Raw genomic sequence first — 16924 nt, 5'->3', positions numbered from 1 at the left:
GGGCTGGCGGTTCACCATGGACGCCGACGGTGTGCTGCACGTGACCACACCCTCGGGGATCACCCGCACCACCCGACCCCCCGGCCTGCGACCACCACCCCCCGGCGGCACCCGACCCGCCACCACCGGCCGCCGACCCACCTCCACCGCCGGACGACGACCCGCCGCCGTTCTGACGGCGGCACCCAGCAGGACCGGGGAGGACGCGCGTCGGGGACGGTGCCCGCCCGGCTGCCGGGGAGGGGAGTGCCGGGGAGGAGCGAGCCACAGCGGCGCCGGCGGCCCTAGCCTGGCGCGGTGCTCCACGGGCCGGTCACCTTCCGCCCCCTGACCCGCGCCGACCTCCCCCTCGTCGCGCGCTGGCTGGAGGAGCCGGCCGTGGCCCGCTGGTGGGCGCACGAGACGACGCGGGAGGCGCTGGAGGCCGACTTCGGCCCGAGCGTGGACGGCCGGGACCCGACGCAGGTGCTGCTCGCCTGCACCGGCGGCCGCCCGTTCGGGCTGGTCCAGCGGTACCGGCTGTCCGACGAGCCGGGGTACCTCGAGGAGCTGGCGCCGGTGGTCGCCGTCCCGCCGCGGGCGCTGTCGATCGACTACCTGATCGGCGAGCCCGACGTCCGGGGCGGGGGAGCGGGCACGGCGATGCTGCGCGCGTTCGTGGCCGACAGTTGGATCGCGTACCCGGACGCCGACGCCGTCCTCGTGCCGGTGGCCGCGGGCAACGTCGCGTCCTGGCGGGCGCTGGAGAAGGCCGGGTTCACCCGCGTGGCGGAGGGCCCGCTGACGCCGGACAACCCGGTCGACCCGCCTGACCACGTCGTCTACCTGGTCCGGCGGGACGGTTGAGCACCCGCGCCGGCGACCCACACGGTGGTGGGGCACGATGCCGCCGTGTCGCGCCCGCCGTCCGCCGTCCCGGCCGTCCGCGAGCACGGGCCGCGGGACGCCCCGACCGTGGTCCTGCTGCACGGGCTGGGCACCAGCGGCTGGATGTGGGACCGGCTCGTCCCGTTCCTGGACGCCGACCTGCACGTCCTCGTGGTCGACCTGCCCGGGCACGGCGAGAGCAACGCGATCCCGTGGGTGTCGCTGGGGGACACCGCCGCAGCCGTCGCCGAGGTGGTCCGCGCCCGCGCCCACGGCGGGACGGCGCACGTCGCGGGCCTGTCGCTGGGGGGCTACGTCGCCACGGCGCTGGCCGCCCGCCGGCCCGGCCTGGTGCCCAGCGCCCTCGTGAGCGGCGTCAGCGTCCTGCCGTTCCCGCACCCGCGGCGGGTGCAGCTCGCAGGACGCCTCGTGGCGCCGTTCGTGACGACGGGCCCGGTGCTCCGGGCCAACGCCCGCGCGCTGCGGGTGCCGGCCGAGGACCTCGACGGCTACGTCCGCGCGGCGCGCACGCTGGCGCCCGGCACGTTCCTGCGGGTGGGGTCCGAGCTGGCCGGTCACGGCGTCCCCGACGGCGCCGCCACCTCCGACACCCGGGTGCTCGCGGTCGCCGGGGAGCGCGAGCACGCGCTCGTCCGGTCCTCGCTCCCCGTGCTGGCCGGGGCCTTCCCGCACGGCCGGGCGAGGATGGTCCCGGGCGTCGGGCACGCCTGGAGCGGGGAGGAGCCGGAGCTGTTCGCCGACGTCCTCCGCGCCCACGCGGCCGACCGGCCGCTGCCCCCCGCGCTGGGAGAGCCGCTCAGCCGATGAGCAGCCCCGACCGCGGTGCGGGCACCGGCGGGGCGACCGGCCCGGCGGCCACCGGCCGGAGGGCCTCCGGCGGCCCGGGGCGGCCGAGGAACCAGCCCTGGCCGAGGTCGACGCCCAGGCCGTGCAGCGCGACGGCCTCCTCGGCGGTCTCGATGCCCTCGGCGACCACGGTGACGCCGCAGCCGTGGCCGAAGGTCACCAGCGACTCGACCAGCTTGTGGAGCACCGGGTCGGTGTGCAGGCCGCTGACGATGCTGCGGTCCATCTTGATGACGTCGGGGTCGGTCACCACGATGTGCCGCAGCGAGGAGAACCCGGCGCCGACGTCGTCGATGGCCAGCCGCATCCCGGCGGCACGGAAGGGCAGCAGGGCACTGCTCAGCGCGTCGTAGTCCTCGACCGGGTCGTGCTCCGAGAGCTCGAGGAGCACCCGCGGCAGCGGCAGGGTGTGCAGCAGCGCGGAGAACTCGGGCGTCAGCAGGGTCTGCGGCGAGACGTTCATGGCCACGTAGCCGTCGACCGTGGCCAGGTGCTCGGCGGCGCGGCGCAGGGCCAGCAGCTCCACCTCGTGCCCGCGGCCAATGCTGTGCGCTTCCTCGAAGACGACGTCGGGGCCCTTGCCCCAGTCGGCCGGGAAGCGGCTGAGCGCCTCGGCGCCGACGCGGTTCCCGGTGGCCAGGTCGACGATCGGCTGCAGGACGACGGTCGGGCCGCCGGAGGCGACCAGCGGGTCGAGCCGGCCGTCGATGGCGTCGCGGCGCTGCTGGGCGCGCAGCTGGGGCTCGATGATGACCGAGGCGGCCGATGCCAGGACCTTCATCAGGGCCTCGTCGCGCTGGTTGAGCTCCTTGTCGGAGGTGAAGCCGAAGGCGCAGAAGGTGCCGTAGAGGCTGCCGTCCGACAGCGTGACCGGCGTCGAGACGTAGCTGCGGATCCGCGGGATGCGCGCTGAGGGCAGCGACATCGCCAGCGGGTGCTTCCTCACGTCGTCGATGACGGCGGGCAGCTCCCCGTCGAGGATCTTCTGGCAGAACGACGTCTCCTGGGCGACCTCCGCGCCCTCCTGGACGAGCACCGGCACCCGGGTGTCGACGACCTCCAGGTGCTGGGTGGTGCCGTCCATGCGCGTCAGGAACGCCACGGGCATGTGCAGTGACTTCCGCGCCGTCCGCAGCAGGTCGGCGACCTGCTGCTCGGCGTCGGTGCGCTTCCTGGCCATCGGTGTGCTCCCGTCCGGGGTGTCACACCTATCTCGACGCCGGAGCCGCACGACTGGAACGGTCCCACCCGGAGGGATGAGGCGTCCCCGGGGTCACCCACCCGGTCGGGGTGGACGCCGGGGGCCGCTCCCGCTGCTGAGAGGGGCCCACGGCGGTCAGGGGATCAGTACCAGTTGTTGGCCTGGTGGAAGTCCCAGGCCGCGCAGGCGCTGCCGTAGCGGTTCTCGATGTAGATCAGCCCGGCGTCGACCTGCCGGTACGGGTCCGACGTCTTGGCGATGCCGGTGCTCGCCCACGTGGAGTCGAGGAACTGGGCGATGCCGTAGGCGGTGCTGGTGGGGTTCTGCGCGTTCGGGTTCCACCCGCTCTCCGCCTCCCAGAGCTGGTCGAGGCAGCCGAACTGGGTGCTGTCGCCCCCGAGCCCGTTCAGCGCGTGGTCCTTGTACGACTGCTCCCCCGTGGCGGCGGGTGCGGGCGCGGGTGCGGGTGCGGGAGCCGGCGCGGGAGCCGGTGCCGGCGCGGGAGCCGGTGCCGCCTCGGGAGCGGGCGCAGCCGCTTCCTCGGGTGCCGGCGCGCCGCGGTCCCGGTCCCCGCCCCACTGCCCGGTGGAGCCCCGGTCGCCGGGGTTCCACTCGTCGGCCTGGGCGACCGCCTGCCCACCGAAGGTGAGCGCGAGGGTCATGGCCCCCGTGGCGGTCAGCAGGTGCAGGACGCGGCGACGCGGCCGCGCGTCGCCGGGGGTGTGCTGGGTGTTCTCGACATCGGTGTGTGCGTGCATGGAGACGTCCTCCTGGAGGCGCGGTCGCCGTGGAACGGCACCGCGGCGGTCGGGATGAGCTGCGGCACGAGGCCGGGTGGGCAGGGCTCGGCAGCCGGGCGTGCGGCATCGACCGGACCTCGGGTCCGGCTGGCGACGCCGTGCGACGGCTGGTGCGTGCAGAGGTGGGCAGGCGGGAGCGCGACGGTCCCGGACCTGGACGCGCGGGGGCCATGCCCCGGGCGCGGTTGTGACTCCGTTCTCCCTGAGCCGCCTACCAGGTGAGCTGACGGGTTCGGGCTGGGAGTGCCCTACCCGCTCCCGGAGGGCCGGGAGCGGGACTCACCCCGGTGGTGCAGGTGGGTCCCCGGCTCGCGCCCACGGTGTGGACGCGATTCGGCGGCATCCGGCAGGAGCCCCCGGGACGGAGGCGAGACGCCCGGCCGGACGCCGAAACGGTATGGACGGGACCGGTCCGTGACAACTTCGTGACCTGAAACGGGTTGACGCACGGGACGACGGGCCGACGCCACGCGCTGAATCGCGTTCGGATCGTCACCCTCTGCGACCATCGGTACCCCGACGCGCGGCGACCGCCGGGACCTGGGGTCCCGGCGGTCGCGTGCGTACCGGCGCTGAGGCCGGCGTCTCCCGCCGCCTCCCCCGGCGGAGGAGGCGGCAGGAGCCCGGTGTCACCCGGGCCGGCCCGGATCTCCCCGGCGGAACTCGACGTCGGGGTGCTGGTCGGAGGCGAGGCCGACCACGTTGCCGAAGGGGTCGACGACGGCCGCGCTGACCGTCGGCCCGTGCGGCGTGGGCGGGATGTACTCCTTGGCGCCCATCGACGAGAGCTTCTCGAGGACGGCGTCGAGGTCGTCGACGTCCCAGTGCCCGACCGCACCACCCGGTTCCAGCGCCGCGCCGGGCGGGGCGGAGGCGCGGGCCGCGATCGCCAGCCGGGCCCCCTCGCCGATCGCGAACGCGGCGTAGCCCAGCCGCCCGTCGGGACCGGGTCGGGTGAAGCGGGGTCCCGAGCCCAGGAACTCCGTGTACCACGCCACGGCCGCGGCCACGTCCTCGGCCCAGTAGGTGATCAACGCGATCCTGCGCAGGCTCATGGGGCGTCCTCCCTCGTCGTCGGCAGCGTCAGTCCCCCGGCTTCCAGTCCGGAGCCGTCCAGCGGTGGAACACCCGGGCCACCGAGTCGCGCGGGCTCTGCCACGTCTCCGGGCGGTACGGGCTGACGTAGGGAGCGAGGTCCGCCATGACCTTGGCGAAGGCCGGCCGCATCGACTCGTGGTTCTGCCGCACGGCCGCCGCCTTGACCCGGTCCTGCTCCAGGAGGTGCACGAAGACGTCCTCCATCGAGTACAGCCAGCGGCCGGTCACGCCCGTCTCCGTCGGCAGCGGACCCGCGTCGGACTCGGCGAACACCCGGGCGATGTCGGCCTCGCTGCCCGGCTTCATCCGCTGGACGATGACGGTCATCTCCCGGTCGGGGGAGACCTCGCCCTCGGGCACCCAGCTGTAGAACTGCTTCGCCACGGAGTGCGACGGGTTCTCCCAGTAGCTGGGGTAGGGCGTCACGTACGGGGCGATGGCCTCGGCGATCGCCTGGAACGCCGGCAGGCCGCGGCGCTGCCCGGAGACCTCCGGGTCCTCCTTGCGCTCGATGACGTGCAGGTACAGGCCCTCGTACGAGAGCAGGGCCCGGCCGACGACGCCGAGGTCCTGCGGCCGGGTGGTCCGGTCGTAGTAGGCGAACACCGGCCCGACCTTGTCCTCGCTGCCGGGGGCCATCCGGCAGACGATGACGTTGCGGAACGGGCGCCACGTGGCCGAGGACCAGCTCGCGGGCGTCGAGACCGTGTTCGTGAACTCGACCGTGTCGTTCGCCCAGGGCACTTCCGTGGGCGTCGTCGAGGCGTCGGCCGCGGGGTCGGCCGAGGGCTGGGCCCCCGGGGTGGTCGACGGGGTGCCGGATGGGGTCGTCTGGGTCATCTCGTGCCTCCAGACACGGGGGTGGGGGTGAAGCGCAGCGGCAGCTCGAGCAGCCCGCGGAAGGCCGAGGCGGCCGGGAGCCACTGCAGGTCCTCGACGGGGACGTCGAGGCGCAGGTCGGGGAGGCGGACGAGGATGCGCCGCAGCGCGGTCGTCGCCTCCAGACGGGCCAGGGCGGTGCCCAGGCAGTAGTGGATGCCGTGGCCGAAGGCCAGGTGCGAGGTGGGGCCCCGGCTCAGGTCGAGCTCGTCCGGGTCGGGGACCAGTGCCGGGTCGTGGTTGGCCGCGCTGAGCACGATGGTGACGATCGAGCCCTCGGGGATCCGGACCCCGCCGATCTCCAGGTCCTCGGTGGCGAAGCGGAAGCTCGACACCGGTACCGACCCGTCGAAGCGCAGCAGCTCCTCGACGGCGTCCGGGATCCGGGAGGGGTCGGCCAGCAGCTCGGCCAGCTCCTCGGGGTGGGTCAGCAGTGCGACGACGGCGTTGCCGAGGAAGTCCGACGTCGTCTGGTACCCGGCGAACAGCAGCAGGAAGGCGCTGGACACCAGCTCGGCCTCCGACAGCCGGCCGTCCCCGTCACGGGCGGCGATCAGGGCACTGACCAGGTCGTCGCCGGGCTGCTGGCGCTTGGACGCGACCAGGCCGGTGAAGTAGGCGTGCAGCCGCGACTGGGCCTGCCCGATCGCCGCCCGGTCCTCCTGGGGGCTGCGCCCGCCGGTGCCGACGGTCCGGATGACCTGGGTGCCGGCCAGGATCTCCTCGTGGTCGGCCTCGGGGATGCCGAGCAGGTCGCCGATGACGGCCAGCGGCAGCCGCAGGGCGAACTCGTCGACGAACTCGGTGTGCCCGTGCGGCGCCATCCGGTCGAGCAGCCCCTCGACGATGGCCTCCACCCGCGGGCGCATCGCCTCGATGCGCCGGGGGGTGAACGCCTGGGTGACCAGGCGGCGCAGCCGGCTGTGCTCCGGCGGGTCGGAGTTGAGCATGTTGGTGTTGATCTGCCGCGCCTTCTCGCCGAACACCGCCAGGTAGGTGTCGCCGGCGCGGTACAGGTCCTTGGACAGCCGGGTGTCCGACAGCGCCTGACGGGCGTCCTCGTAGCGGGTGACGAGGAAGGAGTCGAACCGCGGCGTCCGCACCTTCACGACCGGGCGTTCCGCGCGCAGGCGGGCGTAGACGGGGTAGGGGTCGGCGCGGAACTCCGGGGTGTAGATCTCTGCGCCGGGGACGACGTCGTCCGCCGTGCCCGGAGCCGGTTGTGCGGTCTGTGTCATGGGTCCCCCTGGGGGTGCGGTGGGTCCGGAGCGCTGCCGCTGCGGCAGCGCGGGAGGTGGGCCCGGTGCGCGTCCGGGCCGGTGGTCACTGGGCGGCGAACACCCCGGCGAGGTGGTCGAGGAGCGCGGTCTCGCTCACCGGGCGGGTGCGGAAGCCGACGTGGCCGTCGGGGCGGACGAGGTAGGCCGCCGTCCCCGCGCCGTCCACGCCGTAGGTGGCCGCGAACGCCCGGTCGGCGTCGCGGACCACCGGCAGGTCGACCAGCAGCGGCAGGCGGGCGCCGGGGTCGGCCACCAGGTAGGCGTCGACCTCGCCGCGGGTCTGCTGGCGCACGGCGGTGGCCAGCTTCTCCAGGGCGAGCACCTCCTCCTCCGAGGCGCCGGCGTCGGCGTGCAGCAGCAGCGTCGACCGGGTGCCGCGGGTGAGGTCGAACAGCCGCAGCGGGTGGGCCACGCCGAAGCGCCGCAGGCCGTGCACGTCCGGCGCCCGGTGCCCGGGCTCCGGTCCGGCCGTGAAGCCGGGCGTCTGCCCGACCAGCGGGCTGCCGGCGTAGTTCATGGTCATCTGCATCTCGAGCAGGAACTGGGCCTTCTCGTCCTCCATGTCCATCTCGTCGGTGAACGCGATGGCCACGGCCCGGTCGACGATCATCTTGCCGGCAGGACGGCGCTCGGCGTGGTAGCTGTCCAGCAGTCCGGGCGCGGCCTGCCCCCGGACGGCGAGGGCGAGCTTCCAGCCGAGGTTCCAGGCGTCCTGGATGCCGGTGTTCATCCCCTGCCCGCCGGCCGGCGGGTGCAGGTGCGCGGCGTCGCCGGCGACGAAGACCCGTCCCTCGCGGTAGCGGTCGACGATGCCGTGCTTGATCCGGAAGATCGACGACCAGCGCAGGTTGCTCGCCGTCGTCCCGGGCGGGCCCAGGTCGTCGATCGCGGCCTGCATGTCCGCCAGCGTCGGCGGCTCGTACTCCTGCCAGAACCCGGGCGGGACGACGCCGGAGCCGACCGCGTCCTGCCACCGCTGGGGGGCCAGGGTCGCGATCCGGTAGCGGTTGCGGCCCTTGAGCGGCACGCAGACGAGCATCCCGGTGAAGTCGTCGTCGTTCTCGATGCGCACGAAGCGCACCAGGTGCCCGGCCGGCAGGTCCCAGTCGACGTCGACGTCGCCGAGCATGAACAGCTGCGGGAACATCGACAGCCCGCCCTCGAAGGACAGCCCCAGCCCGGACCGGACGGCGCTGTGCGCCCCGTCGCAGCCGACCAGGTACTGCGCCCGGGCGGTCTCCCCCTCGCCGGACGCGTGCCGCAGCTGCGCGGTGACGCCCTCGTCGTCCTGGGTGAAGCCGACCAGCTCGACCCCGCGCTCGACGACCACGCCGAGGGAGGCCAGCTTGGCGCCGAGGATGCGCTCGGTGTCGTACTGCGGCAGCCCGAGGTGGGCGTAGGGCAGCTCGTCGAGGCCGGCCCAGTCGACCTGGTGGGTCTGCTCGCCGTTGACGAACACCGTCTGGCCGTACAACCAGATCCCGGCGTTCATCGCCTCGGTGACGATGCCCTGGTCCTCCCAGATCTCCATCGTCCGGCAGTGGATGCCGATCGCCTTGTCCGCCTGCGTGGACGCCTGGGGGCGCTTGTCGACGACGCGGACGGCGACGCCGCGGCGGGCCAGCTCGATCGCGTGGGTCAGGCCGGCCGGGCCGGCGCCGACGACGAGCACCTCGACCGCCCGCCCGGTGGTCCGTGCGGGCCCCCCGAGGTCGGACGGGGCGGGGAGCAGCGCCGCCGCGGCGGGTGCGTGCCCGTCGTCCGGCTTCTCCACGAACTCCTGCACGCTGGCGCTGGGCACGGTGCTGGTGGCGAGCGCGGCGGCGGGGGCCGGCTCGAGGTCGGCGGCCCGTTCCCCGGACACCTGCACCGGCTGCCCGGCCACCACCTCCAGGTCCGGCTCCGGCGCCACGGGCACGCCGTCGGGGACGACGACGTCGTCGGCGGCCGGTTGCCGCGCGGGCTCGGGCACGGCCTCGGCCCTGGCGGCCACGGACGGTGGCTCGGGTCGCACGCGCAGCGCGAAGACCCTGCGGTCCTCGCCCCTCGCCAGCCACCGGCCCAGCGGCCCGACGGCCCAGTTCGCCGGCTCCGCCGCCCAGTCGGTGAAGCGCTGCTCGGAGTCCCACTCGGCGACGACGTGGTAGCGCCGCCCGTCGGGCTCGCGCAGCAGCTCCTCGCGGGCGTGGCCGGGGGCGCTGCGGGCGAGCTGCGCGGCGGCGAGGTAGGCGAGCTCGAAGGCCTCCTGCTCCCAGGGCTCGACGGCGACCGCGGTGTCGATGCGCACCCGCTCCACCTCGACGTCCCCGCCGGGCGAGAGCAGCGGGGGGAAGTCCGCGTCCGCGTCGGGCCGCTGGCGGATCTCCAGCACCTCACGCCGGAACTCCACCGAGTGCCACCGGGCCAGCGGTGCGCCGGCCGCCATGTGGGACGGGTCCTCGACCCACTGCACGAAGTCGTCCTCGGACTCCCACTCCGCGAAGATGTGGTAGCGCAGGCCGCTGGCGTCGCGCAGCAGCTCCTCGCGCACGTACCCGCGCGAGTCCCCGATCCGCTCGGTGACCGTCCGGTACGCGCGCTCGAAGGCCGCCTGCTCGCCCGGCTTGACGCTGGTGGAGAAGTCGATGCGCACCGGCCGGCGCCGCTCGGCATCCATCGTGGCCAGCACGGTGAAGGTCGAGCGACTGGCGTCCTCGCGCAGGTCGCGCAGGGCCTCGGTGAGCGTCTCCCGGGCGGCACTGCGCCCGAAGGCGTCCACCGACGCCCGGTCGGTCCAGTCGCTGGCGATGGCGAACCAGCGCGGGTCGTCCTCGTCGCGCATCAGCTCCTGGCGCAGGTTGCCGGGTACCCGGCTGATCTCCGCGGCGGCCCGGTGCCAGGCCGCCTCGAACTCCGCCTCGCAGCCCTCCCGCGCGCGCATCCGCAGGACGGTCCGCACCGCGGCCCGGTCGCCCGGCCCGGTCGCCGGTCTCGTCATGCCCTTCCCTCCTCCGGGCGGCCCGCGCCCGGGACGACGGCCAGCACCTCGTAGGTGTTGCGGGCCGCGTCCTCGCGCAGGTCGCGCAGGGCCTCGGTCAGCGTCTCGCGGGCGCTGCTGCGGCCGAAGGCGTCGACGGCGGCCCGGTCGGTCCAGTCGCTGGTGATCACGAAGGTGCGCGGGTCGTCGGCGTCGCGGACGAGCTCCTGCCGCAGGTTGCCCGGTACGCGGGAGATCTCGTCGGCGGCCCGGCGCCAGGCGGCCTCGAACGCCTCCTCGCATCCCTCCCGGGTCCGCATCCGCAGCATGGTCCGGACGCCGGCGTCCCCGGTCGTCACGTCCCCTCCTCGACTGATCCGCGGTCCTCGGAGCCCTGGTCCTCGTAGCCGTGGTGCCGGCGCAGCACGAGGCTGCTGTTGAAGCCCCCGAACCCCCGGGCGAGGACGACGACGACCTCGAGGTCGCGCTCGCGCACCTCGCGGACCAGGTCCAGCCCGTAGGCCTCGACCGGCTCGTCGACGTTGCCGGTGGCCGGGATCTTCCCGTCGCGCATGGCGAGCAGGGCGGTCGCGACGTTGAGCGCCGATCCACCGGCCATGAGCCGCCCGGTCCAGCTCGCCGGCGCGGTCACCGGGACGCTGCGCTCGCCGAACACCGTGGTGATGGCCTGCGCCTCCAGCGCGTCGAGCTCGGGGACGCCGGCGCCGTCGGCGACCACCAGGTCGACGTCCTCCGGCGTCACGCCGGCGTCGGCGAGCGAGATCCGGATGGCCCGCGCGTACTGGGTGGCGTCGGGAGCCGCGTCCTCGTGGTGGTGGGCGTCGTGCGTGGCGCCGTAGCCGACCACCTCGCCCCACACGTGCTGCGCGCCGCGGGCGCGGGCGGCGTCGGCCTCCTCGACCAGCAGGATGGCGCCGCCCTCGCCGATGGCGTGGCCGTTGGCCCGCCGGTCGAAGGGCTTGTAGGCGTCCTCCGGGCGGGCGGCGGTGGACAGCCGCCCGCTGGTCGCCTGGCACAGCAGCGCGTACGGGGTCACGCCGGCCTCGGTGCCGCCGACGAGCACGGCGGGGGTGCCGCGGCGCACCACGCGCCGCGCCCAGCCGATGCTGTCCAGGCCGCCGGCGCCCTCGCTGACGACGACCCCCGAGGGTCCCTTGTACCCGTCGCGGATCGACACCTGGCCGGTGCTGGCCGCGTAGAACCAGGCGATCGACTGGTAGGCGCCGACCGACCGGGGTCCCTTCGCCCACAGTCCCTGGATCTCGTGCTGGCTGAACTCGTTGCCCCCCGAGCCGGCGGCCAGGAAGGTCGAGGTCGCGTAGGCCTCCTCGGGCGGCACGTAGCCGGCGTCCTCGGCGGCCAGCGTGGCCGCCGCCAGGGACATCCAGGTCCAGCGGTCGGTCTGCACCTTCAGCTGCGAGGCGACGAACCGGTCGGGGTCGAAGTCGCGCACCTGCCCGGCCAGCGTGATGCCGTACATCGACGGGTCGAACCCCTCGATCGGGCGCACCTGCAGCTCTCCGCCCAGCAGCGACTGCCAGTGCTCCTCGACGCCGATGCCGCTGGGGGCGACGACGCCGATGCCGGTGACCAGCAGCCGCGTCGTCCGCCCGCGGCGGTCCGGGATGATCGTCCGCCCCGTCGGGGCGGTCTCGCGGGCCGGGCCGGGCACCTCGGCGACGACCCCTTCCTCGCTCAGCACGGTCGGTTCGGTCACCTCGTCGCTGCGCGACCTCGCCAGCTCGGTCACGAGGCCCTCCGATCGGGCTTGGCCAGCACGATGGCCGACTGGAAACCGCCGAAGCCGCTGCCCACCGAGACGGCGACGTCGACCTTGTGGTCCCGGGCGGTCTTGGGCACGTAGTCCAGGTCGCACTCGGGGTCGGGCACCTCGTAGTTGGCCGTCGGCGGGACGACCTGGCGCTGCACGGCCAGGGCGGTGGCGGCGATCTCGATGGAGCCGATCGCGCCGAGGGAGTGCCCGACCATCGACTTCAGCGAGCTCATCGGCACCTTGTAGGCGGCCTGGCCGAGGCTCAGCTTGACCGCGGCGGTCTCGTGCCGGTCGTTCTGCTTGGTCCCCGAGCCGTGGGCGTTGACGTAGCCGACCTCGGCGCCGTCGATCCGCCCCATGGACAGCGCCTGGTCGAGCGCCTCGGCCATCTCCACGCCGTCGGGACGCAGCCCGGTCATGTGGAAGGCGTTGCAGCGGTTGGCGTAGCCGGTGACCTCGCAGTAGATCTCCGCGCCGCGCCGCTGCGCGTGCTCGAGCTCCTCCAGCACCAGCACCGCGGCGCCCTCGCCCATCACGAAGCCGTCGCGGCGGGCGTCGAACGGCTTCGAGGCGTGCTCGGGGTCGGCGTTGTTGGCGGTGGTCGCGCGGATGGTGTCGAAGCAGGCCATCGAGATCGGCGAGATCGGCGCGTCGCTGGCGCCGGCGATCACGACGTCGACGTCGCCGTCCTCGACCAGCTGGCTGGCATAGCCGATCGAGTCGATGCCCGAGGTGCAGCCGGTGGAGACCACCGTCGCCGGGCCCTGCGCCCGGAAGCGCACCGCGAGCTCCGTGGCCCCGCAGCTGGGCACGAGGGCGTGGTGCAGGAACCGCGAGGCGTAGCGCGGGTCGACCAGCCAGTGGCTGCCGGCGTCGCTGACGTTGACGTACTCGTTCTCCAGCCGCATGGTCGCGCCGACGGCGGTGCCGAGGGTGACCCCGACCCGCTCGGGCTCCGGCGCGTCCGGCGCGTCACCGGCGCCCAGACGCAGCCCGCTGTCGGCGACCGCCTCGTCGGCGGCCACCATCGCGAACTGGACGAAGCGGTCGTTGCGGTACACCTCGTGGGCGCTCAGGCCGAGTTCCCGCGGGTGGAAGTCCACCTCGGCGGCCACCTGCGACCGGAAGCGGCTGGGGTCGAAGAACGTGATCCGCCGGGTCGCCGTCCGCCCCGCGGTGATCATGTCCCAGAACGCCTCGCGGCCGACGGAACCCGGCGCGACGACGCCGATCCCGGTGACGACGACCCGCCGCCTGTCGGCGCTCACCGCACGCCCGGGGGGAGCTCGGTGTCGACGTGGCCCAGTTCCGGCCGCGGCGCCAGGGGGCCGCACAGGAAGACGAAGAAGGCCGTCGTGGTGGAGTCGTTGACGATCCGGTGCTTCACCCCGATCGGGATGTGGACGGCGGACTCGGCGGTCAGCCGCCGCTCCTCGCCGTTCAGGGTGACCAGGACGTCCCCGCTCTGGCAGTAGAGGAACTCCTCCGAGTACGGGTGCCAGTGCTCGGTGACGATCTCCCCCGGCTCGAGGGTGAGCGTGCCCATGAAGCCGGCGGTGGAGCCGACGCTCGTGGGCGAGAGCAGGACGCGGATGTCGCCGCCGCGCCGGCGGTTGGGCGGCGCCTCCGCCCGGGACACCGTGGGTCCGATGCGCACGGCGGACGGGGCGTGCTGGATGGTGGTCATGTCTTACCTCCGGTGGGGGCCGGGCCCGCGGTCGCGGGCTCCGGTCGGTCGGTCGGCAGCGGTGCGCCGGGTCCCGCGGCGAGCTGCACGGAGAGGTCGGGGCGGACCTGGCGGACCAGGAGGCCCAGGACGGGGACGGGGCCGATCTCGACGACGGTGGTCGCGCCGGCGTCGGCCAGCGCGCGGCAGGTGGCCTCCCACTGCACCGGCGAGGTCAGGTGGTCGCGCAGGCACCGGGCCAGCTGGTCGGGGTCCCGGGTGGGCCGGCCGGCGGCGTTGGGCACCACCGGCACGTCGGGCGCGGACCACTCGAGGTCGGCGAACGCCGGGGCGAGGTGCCGGGCGACCGGCTCCATGAGCGGGCCGTGACAGGCGGCCCGGCCCGGCAGCCGGACCATGTCCAGCCCGGCGGCGAGCACGGCCTCCCGCGCCCGGGCCAGCTCCTCGCAGGTGCCCGAGAGCAGGACCTGCGAGGGCCCGTCCCACGACGCCACCGACAGCGTGCCGGTGCCGCCGAGGTCCGCGACGACGGCCCGGACGACGTCCCCGGCGCCCGGGCCCACGACGGCGGACATGCCCGCGCACGACGGGCGCGGCGACAGCGCGAGCAGCTCGGCGCGCCAGTGGACGAGCTCGACGACCTGGTCGAACGGCAGGGCGCCGGCGGCGACCAGGGCGGCGAACTCGCCGACGCCGTGCCCGGCGACGACGACCGGCCGCAGGCCGCGGGCGGCGAGGCTGCGGTAGCCCGCGACCCCGTTGACCAGGACCTCGACGTGCGCCGCCACCGGGTCGGAGAGGTTGAGCGGGTCGCGCCACCACTCCGCCACGTCGCGCCCGACCACCGCGGAGGCCTCGGCCACCACGTCCCGGGCCGGCTCGTCGTCGAGCCAGGCGTCGACCGTGCCGGCGCGGGCGCCGCTCTCGCCCGCGATGACGACGGCGACCCCGGGACGGACGCTCACGTCGTCGGTCCCGAGCGCCCGGCGGCGGCCTCCACCTTGTCCTTGATGACGGCCATCTGGATCTTGGAGTTGCCGTTGATCCGCTCGGTCATGCCCGCGGTGTCGATCGGCGCCTCGGGACGCATCCGGAAGTCCTGGATCCAGTTCATCCGGGTGCCGCTGCCCTCCGGGGAATAGGTCCACCGGATGTCCATGAACTCGAAGGGCCCGGGCTCGACCCGGCGGGCCTTCACCTCGCGGGCGGCCGGGTCGAGGGTGCGCTCGGACACCCAGCTCCAGACCCGCCCGGCCTCGTCCGGGTGCATCGTGAGCCGGAACTTGAAGTACGTGTCGGTCGACTCGAGGATCTCGACCTCGGCGTACTCGGTGAACAGGTCCGGCCACGAGGGCAGGTCGTTGGTCATCTGCCAGACGTGGTCGATCGGGGCCTCGATGTAGATCGAGTTCTCGGTGTGCCCGGCGGTCTGCGTGCCCGGCTCGAGGGTGCTGCTCATGTCGCTCTCCTCCTGGGAGATCAGGCCATCCCGGCCGGTCGCGAGACCGCGGCGTTGATCGTGTCGACGATGTCGCCGAGCGTGTGGTCGTCCGGGTTCTCGCTGGACATCTCGGCGCCGAAGCGCTCCTGCAGCTCGGTCTGCATGGAGAGGAAGGCCAGCGAGTCCAGGCCGATGTCGGCGAAGTGCGCGTTGGGGTCGGTGGTGTGCGCGCTCTTCGGCAGGCCCGTCTTCTCGCTGAGCAGGGCCATCAGGTCGTCGAGAGTGAAGGTCGTGTCTGACACGGGATCTGTCCTTCCGTAGGGGTGGAGCCGTCCGGCCGGGTCGGTTCGGCCGGTGTCTGGACGAGCTGGAGGGAACCGCGCGCGGTCGGCAGACCGGGCGCGGAGGAGCTGGACGGGTCCGCCGCGCGGGCGAGGACCTCGGGCAGCGCCCGGTCGAGGAACTGGACGTCGTGGCGGTCGGCGACGACGTCGGGGTCGCGCAGCAGCGCCCGGTGCAGGGCGATCGTGGTGTGCACGCCCGGGCCCTCGACCCGCATCTCGGCCAGCGCCCGGTCCATGCGGCGGATGGCCTGGTCGCGGTCGGGCGCCCAGACGACGAGCTTGCCGAGCAGCGAGTCGTAGTCGGGGCTGACCGTGTCGCCCTGGCGGTAGCCGGTGTCGAAGCGGGTCCACGGTCCGTCGGGCACCTGCAGGACGTCGAGCCGGCCCGGTGCCGGTGCGAAGCCGCGCGTGGGGTCCTCGGCGTTGATCCGGCACTCGATCGCCGCGCCGCGCGGGACGATGTCCTCCTGCCGGAACGGCAGCCGCCGGCCGGCGGCGACGAGGATCTGCTCGCGGACGAGGTCGATGCCGGTGAGCAGTTCGGTGACCGGGTGCTCGACCTGGATCCGGGCGTTCATCTCCATGAAGTAGGCGGCGCCGGAGCCGTCGACCAGGAACTCCATGGTCCCGGCGCCGGTGTAGCCCACCGACAGCGCGCCGTGGACGGCGAGCCGGCCGAGCTCGGCCCGCTGCTCGGGGGTGAGGTGGGCGGCCGGGCCCTCCTCGAGCAGCTTCTGGTGCCGCCGCTGCAGGGAGCAGTCCCGCTCGCCGAGGTACACGCCGTTGCCGTGGCTGTCGCAGAGGACCTGCACCTCCACGTGCCGCGCGCGGGGGAGGTAGCGCTCGACGTAGACGGTGGGGTCGCGGAACACCGCGCGGGCGGTGGCGCGGGTGGCGGTGAACGCGTAGTCGAAGTCGCGTTCGGCCGACACGACGGTCATGCCCCGGCCACCGCCCCCGGCCGCGGCCTTGATGATCACCGGGTAGCCGATCCGCGCGGCGATCTCCCGGCCCTCCTCGGAGGTGCGCACCGGCTCGACGACGCCGGGCAGCAGGGGCAGGCCGGCGTCGGTCATGAGCCGGCGCGCGGTCGCCTTGTTGCCCATCTGCTGCATGACCGCCGGCGGCGGGCCGACGAAGGTCAGCCCCTCGGCGGCGCAGATCTCGGCGAAGTCGGGGTCCTCGGAGAGGAAGCCGTAGCCGGGGTGGATCGCGTCGGCGCCGGAGCGCAGCGCCGCCTCGACGATGTTGGGCACGTGCAGGTAGCTGCGCCGGGGCGCGGGCGGCCCGATGTGCACGCTCTCGTCGGCGAGCGCGACGACGGCGGAGTCGCGGTCGGAGGTCGAGTGGACCGCGACCACCTCGACGCCCAGCTCGCGGCAGGCCCGCGCGATGCGGACGGCGATCTCCCCGCGGTTGGCGATGAGCAGGCGGCTGATCACCGGACCCACCCCGCCGGCCGCAGACGCAGCAGGACCTGGTCGTACTCGACCGACTCGGCGTCGGCCACGAGGACCTCGGCCACCACGCCGGCGTCGTCCACGACGATGGGGTTCATCAGCTTCATGGCCTCGACGATCCCGACGGTCTGGCCGGGCTCGACCTCGTCGCCCACGCGGACGAAGGGGTCGGCTCCCGGTGACGGCGCCGCGTAGAAGGTGCCGACCAGGGGGGACCTGACGGCGGTGGTGCCCTCCGCGGCGTCGGCG

At 74.5% G+C, this 16924-nt stretch carries 17 protein-coding genes and 1 riboswitch; of the genes, 2 read left to right on the top strand and 15 right to left on the bottom strand.

Annotated elements, in window-relative coordinates; genetic code table 11:
• Nucleotides 1-297 precede the first annotated feature (297 nt).
• Both ABQ292_RS22430 and ABQ292_RS22425 read left to right on the top strand, forming a co-directional pair.
• The gene (locus ABQ292_RS22430; RefSeq protein ID WP_369209930.1) at nucleotides 298-846 is read left to right on the top strand and encodes a GNAT family N-acetyltransferase; all 549 of its coding nucleotides are present in this window, start codon (nucleotides 298-300) and stop codon (nucleotides 844-846) included.
• Nucleotides 847-891: 45 nt separating this feature from the next.
• Nucleotides 892-1695, top strand: coding sequence for an alpha/beta fold hydrolase (locus tag ABQ292_RS22425; protein WP_369209929.1), 804 nt, complete (start codon nucleotides 892-894; stop codon nucleotides 1693-1695).
• Here ABQ292_RS22425 and ABQ292_RS22420 read toward each other — a convergent pair.
• From ABQ292_RS22420 to ABQ292_RS22350, 15 genes are all read right to left on the bottom strand, one after another.
• Entirely contained in the window at nucleotides 1685-2914 is a 1230-nt protein-coding gene (locus ABQ292_RS22420) for an EAL domain-containing protein (protein ID WP_369209928.1), read from the bottom strand. The two genes, ABQ292_RS22425 and ABQ292_RS22420, sit on opposite strands and share 11 nt — an antisense overlap.
• Nucleotides 2915-3078: 164 nt before the next feature.
• On the bottom strand, nucleotides 3079-3693 hold the full coding sequence (locus tag ABQ292_RS22415; RefSeq protein WP_369209927.1) for an aggregation-promoting factor C-terminal-like domain-containing protein: 615 nt from the start codon (nucleotides 3691-3693) through the stop codon (nucleotides 3079-3081).
• Between the two features lie 235 nt (nucleotides 3694-3928).
• Nucleotides 3929-4084: riboswitch (cyclic di-AMP (ydaO/yuaA leader) on the bottom strand.
• Nucleotides 4085-4364: 280 nt separating this feature from the next.
• Nucleotides 4365-4790, bottom strand: coding sequence for a VOC family protein (locus ABQ292_RS22410; protein WP_369209926.1), 426 nt, complete (start codon nucleotides 4788-4790; stop codon nucleotides 4365-4367).
• A gap of 28 nt (nucleotides 4791-4818) precedes the next feature.
• A complete protein-coding gene (locus ABQ292_RS22405; RefSeq protein ID WP_369209925.1) occupies nucleotides 4819-5673 on the bottom strand; it encodes a TcmI family type II polyketide cyclase in 855 nt (284 codons plus the stop codon).
• Entirely contained in the window at nucleotides 5670-6950 is a 1281-nt protein-coding gene (locus ABQ292_RS22400) for a cytochrome P450 family protein (RefSeq protein WP_369209924.1), read from the bottom strand. The genes ABQ292_RS22405 and ABQ292_RS22400 overlap by 4 nt, the downstream gene beginning before the upstream one ends.
• 85 nt (nucleotides 6951-7035) lie before the next feature.
• A complete protein-coding gene (locus ABQ292_RS22395) occupies nucleotides 7036-9969 on the bottom strand; it encodes an FAD-dependent monooxygenase (protein WP_369209923.1) in 2934 nt (977 codons plus the stop codon).
• Complete coding sequence (locus tag ABQ292_RS22390) at nucleotides 9966-10307, bottom strand: antibiotic biosynthesis monooxygenase family protein (protein ID WP_369209922.1); 342 nt, start codon at nucleotides 10305-10307, stop codon at nucleotides 9966-9968. The genes ABQ292_RS22395 and ABQ292_RS22390 overlap by 4 nt, the downstream gene beginning before the upstream one ends.
• Complete coding sequence (locus ABQ292_RS22385; protein WP_369209921.1) at nucleotides 10304-11719, bottom strand: beta-ketoacyl synthase N-terminal-like domain-containing protein; 1416 nt, start codon at nucleotides 11717-11719, stop codon at nucleotides 10304-10306. The genes ABQ292_RS22390 and ABQ292_RS22385 overlap by 4 nt, the downstream gene beginning before the upstream one ends.
• Complete coding sequence (locus ABQ292_RS22380; protein WP_369209920.1) at nucleotides 11716-13011, bottom strand: beta-ketoacyl-[acyl-carrier-protein] synthase family protein; 1296 nt, start codon at nucleotides 13009-13011, stop codon at nucleotides 11716-11718. Before ABQ292_RS22380 ends, ABQ292_RS22385 begins: the two co-directional genes overlap by 4 nt.
• Entirely contained in the window at nucleotides 13008-13430 is a 423-nt protein-coding gene (locus ABQ292_RS22375) for a cupin domain-containing protein (protein WP_369209919.1), read from the bottom strand. Before ABQ292_RS22375 ends, ABQ292_RS22380 begins: the two co-directional genes overlap by 4 nt.
• Nucleotides 13427-14395 carry an ACP S-malonyltransferase gene (locus ABQ292_RS22370; protein WP_369209918.1) on the bottom strand — a complete coding sequence of 323 codons (969 nt, stop codon included), beginning with the start codon at nucleotides 14393-14395 and terminating at the stop codon, nucleotides 13427-13429. Before ABQ292_RS22370 ends, ABQ292_RS22375 begins: the two co-directional genes overlap by 4 nt.
• Entirely contained in the window at nucleotides 14392-14889 is a 498-nt protein-coding gene (locus ABQ292_RS22365) for an SRPBCC family protein (protein ID WP_369209917.1), read from the bottom strand. Before ABQ292_RS22365 ends, ABQ292_RS22370 begins: the two co-directional genes overlap by 4 nt.
• Nucleotides 14890-14909: 20 nt before the next feature.
• Nucleotides 14910-15173 (bottom strand): acyl carrier protein, encoded by a 264-nt coding sequence (locus tag ABQ292_RS22360; RefSeq protein WP_369209916.1) that lies wholly within the window; start codon nucleotides 15171-15173, stop codon nucleotides 14910-14912.
• Complete coding sequence (locus ABQ292_RS22355) at nucleotides 15140-16657, bottom strand: acetyl-CoA carboxylase biotin carboxylase subunit (RefSeq protein WP_369209915.1); 1518 nt, start codon at nucleotides 16655-16657, stop codon at nucleotides 15140-15142. Before ABQ292_RS22355 ends, ABQ292_RS22360 begins: the two co-directional genes overlap by 34 nt.
• On the bottom strand, nucleotides 16654-16924 hold a 271-nt coding region (locus tag ABQ292_RS22350; protein ID WP_369209914.1), incomplete at its 5' end, for an acetyl-CoA carboxylase biotin carboxyl carrier protein. The genes ABQ292_RS22350 and ABQ292_RS22355, both read right to left, overlap by 4 nt.

The sequence above is a fragment of the Geodermatophilus maliterrae genome (assembly GCF_041018925.1).
Classification (GTDB): Bacteria; Actinomycetota; Actinomycetes; order Mycobacteriales; family Geodermatophilaceae; genus Geodermatophilus; species Geodermatophilus maliterrae.
The sequence above is the reverse complement of the archived record's forward strand: the minus strand, read 5'-3'. Positions and strand labels throughout refer to the sequence as shown.

Bases quoted from the DNA above. Each gene is read 5' to 3' on its own strand.
- ABQ292_RS22405 (WP_369209925.1), bottom strand. From the start codon at position 5,673: ATGACCCAGACGACCCCATCCGGCACCCCGTCGACCACCCCGGGGGCC.
- ABQ292_RS22415 (WP_369209927.1), bottom strand. From the start codon at position 3,693: ATGCACGCACACACCGATGTCGAGAACACCCAGCACACCCCCGGCGAC.
- ABQ292_RS22365 (WP_369209917.1), bottom strand. From the start codon at position 14,889: ATGAGCAGCACCCTCGAGCCGGGCACGCAGACCGCCGGGCACACCGAG.
- ABQ292_RS22375 (WP_369209919.1), bottom strand. From the start codon at position 13,430: ATGACCACCATCCAGCACGCCCCGTCCGCCGTGCGCATCGGACCCACG.
- ABQ292_RS22420 (WP_369209928.1), bottom strand. From the start codon at position 2,914: ATGGCCAGGAAGCGCACCGACGCCGAGCAGCAGGTCGCCGACCTGCTG.
- ABQ292_RS22395 (WP_369209923.1), bottom strand. From the start codon at position 9,969: ATGACGAGACCGGCGACCGGGCCGGGCGACCGGGCCGCGGTGCGGACC.
- ABQ292_RS22400 (WP_369209924.1), bottom strand. From the start codon at position 6,950: ATGACACAGACCGCACAACCGGCTCCGGGCACGGCGGACGACGTCGTC.
- ABQ292_RS22410 (WP_369209926.1), bottom strand. From the start codon at position 4,790: ATGAGCCTGCGCAGGATCGCGTTGATCACCTACTGGGCCGAGGACGTG.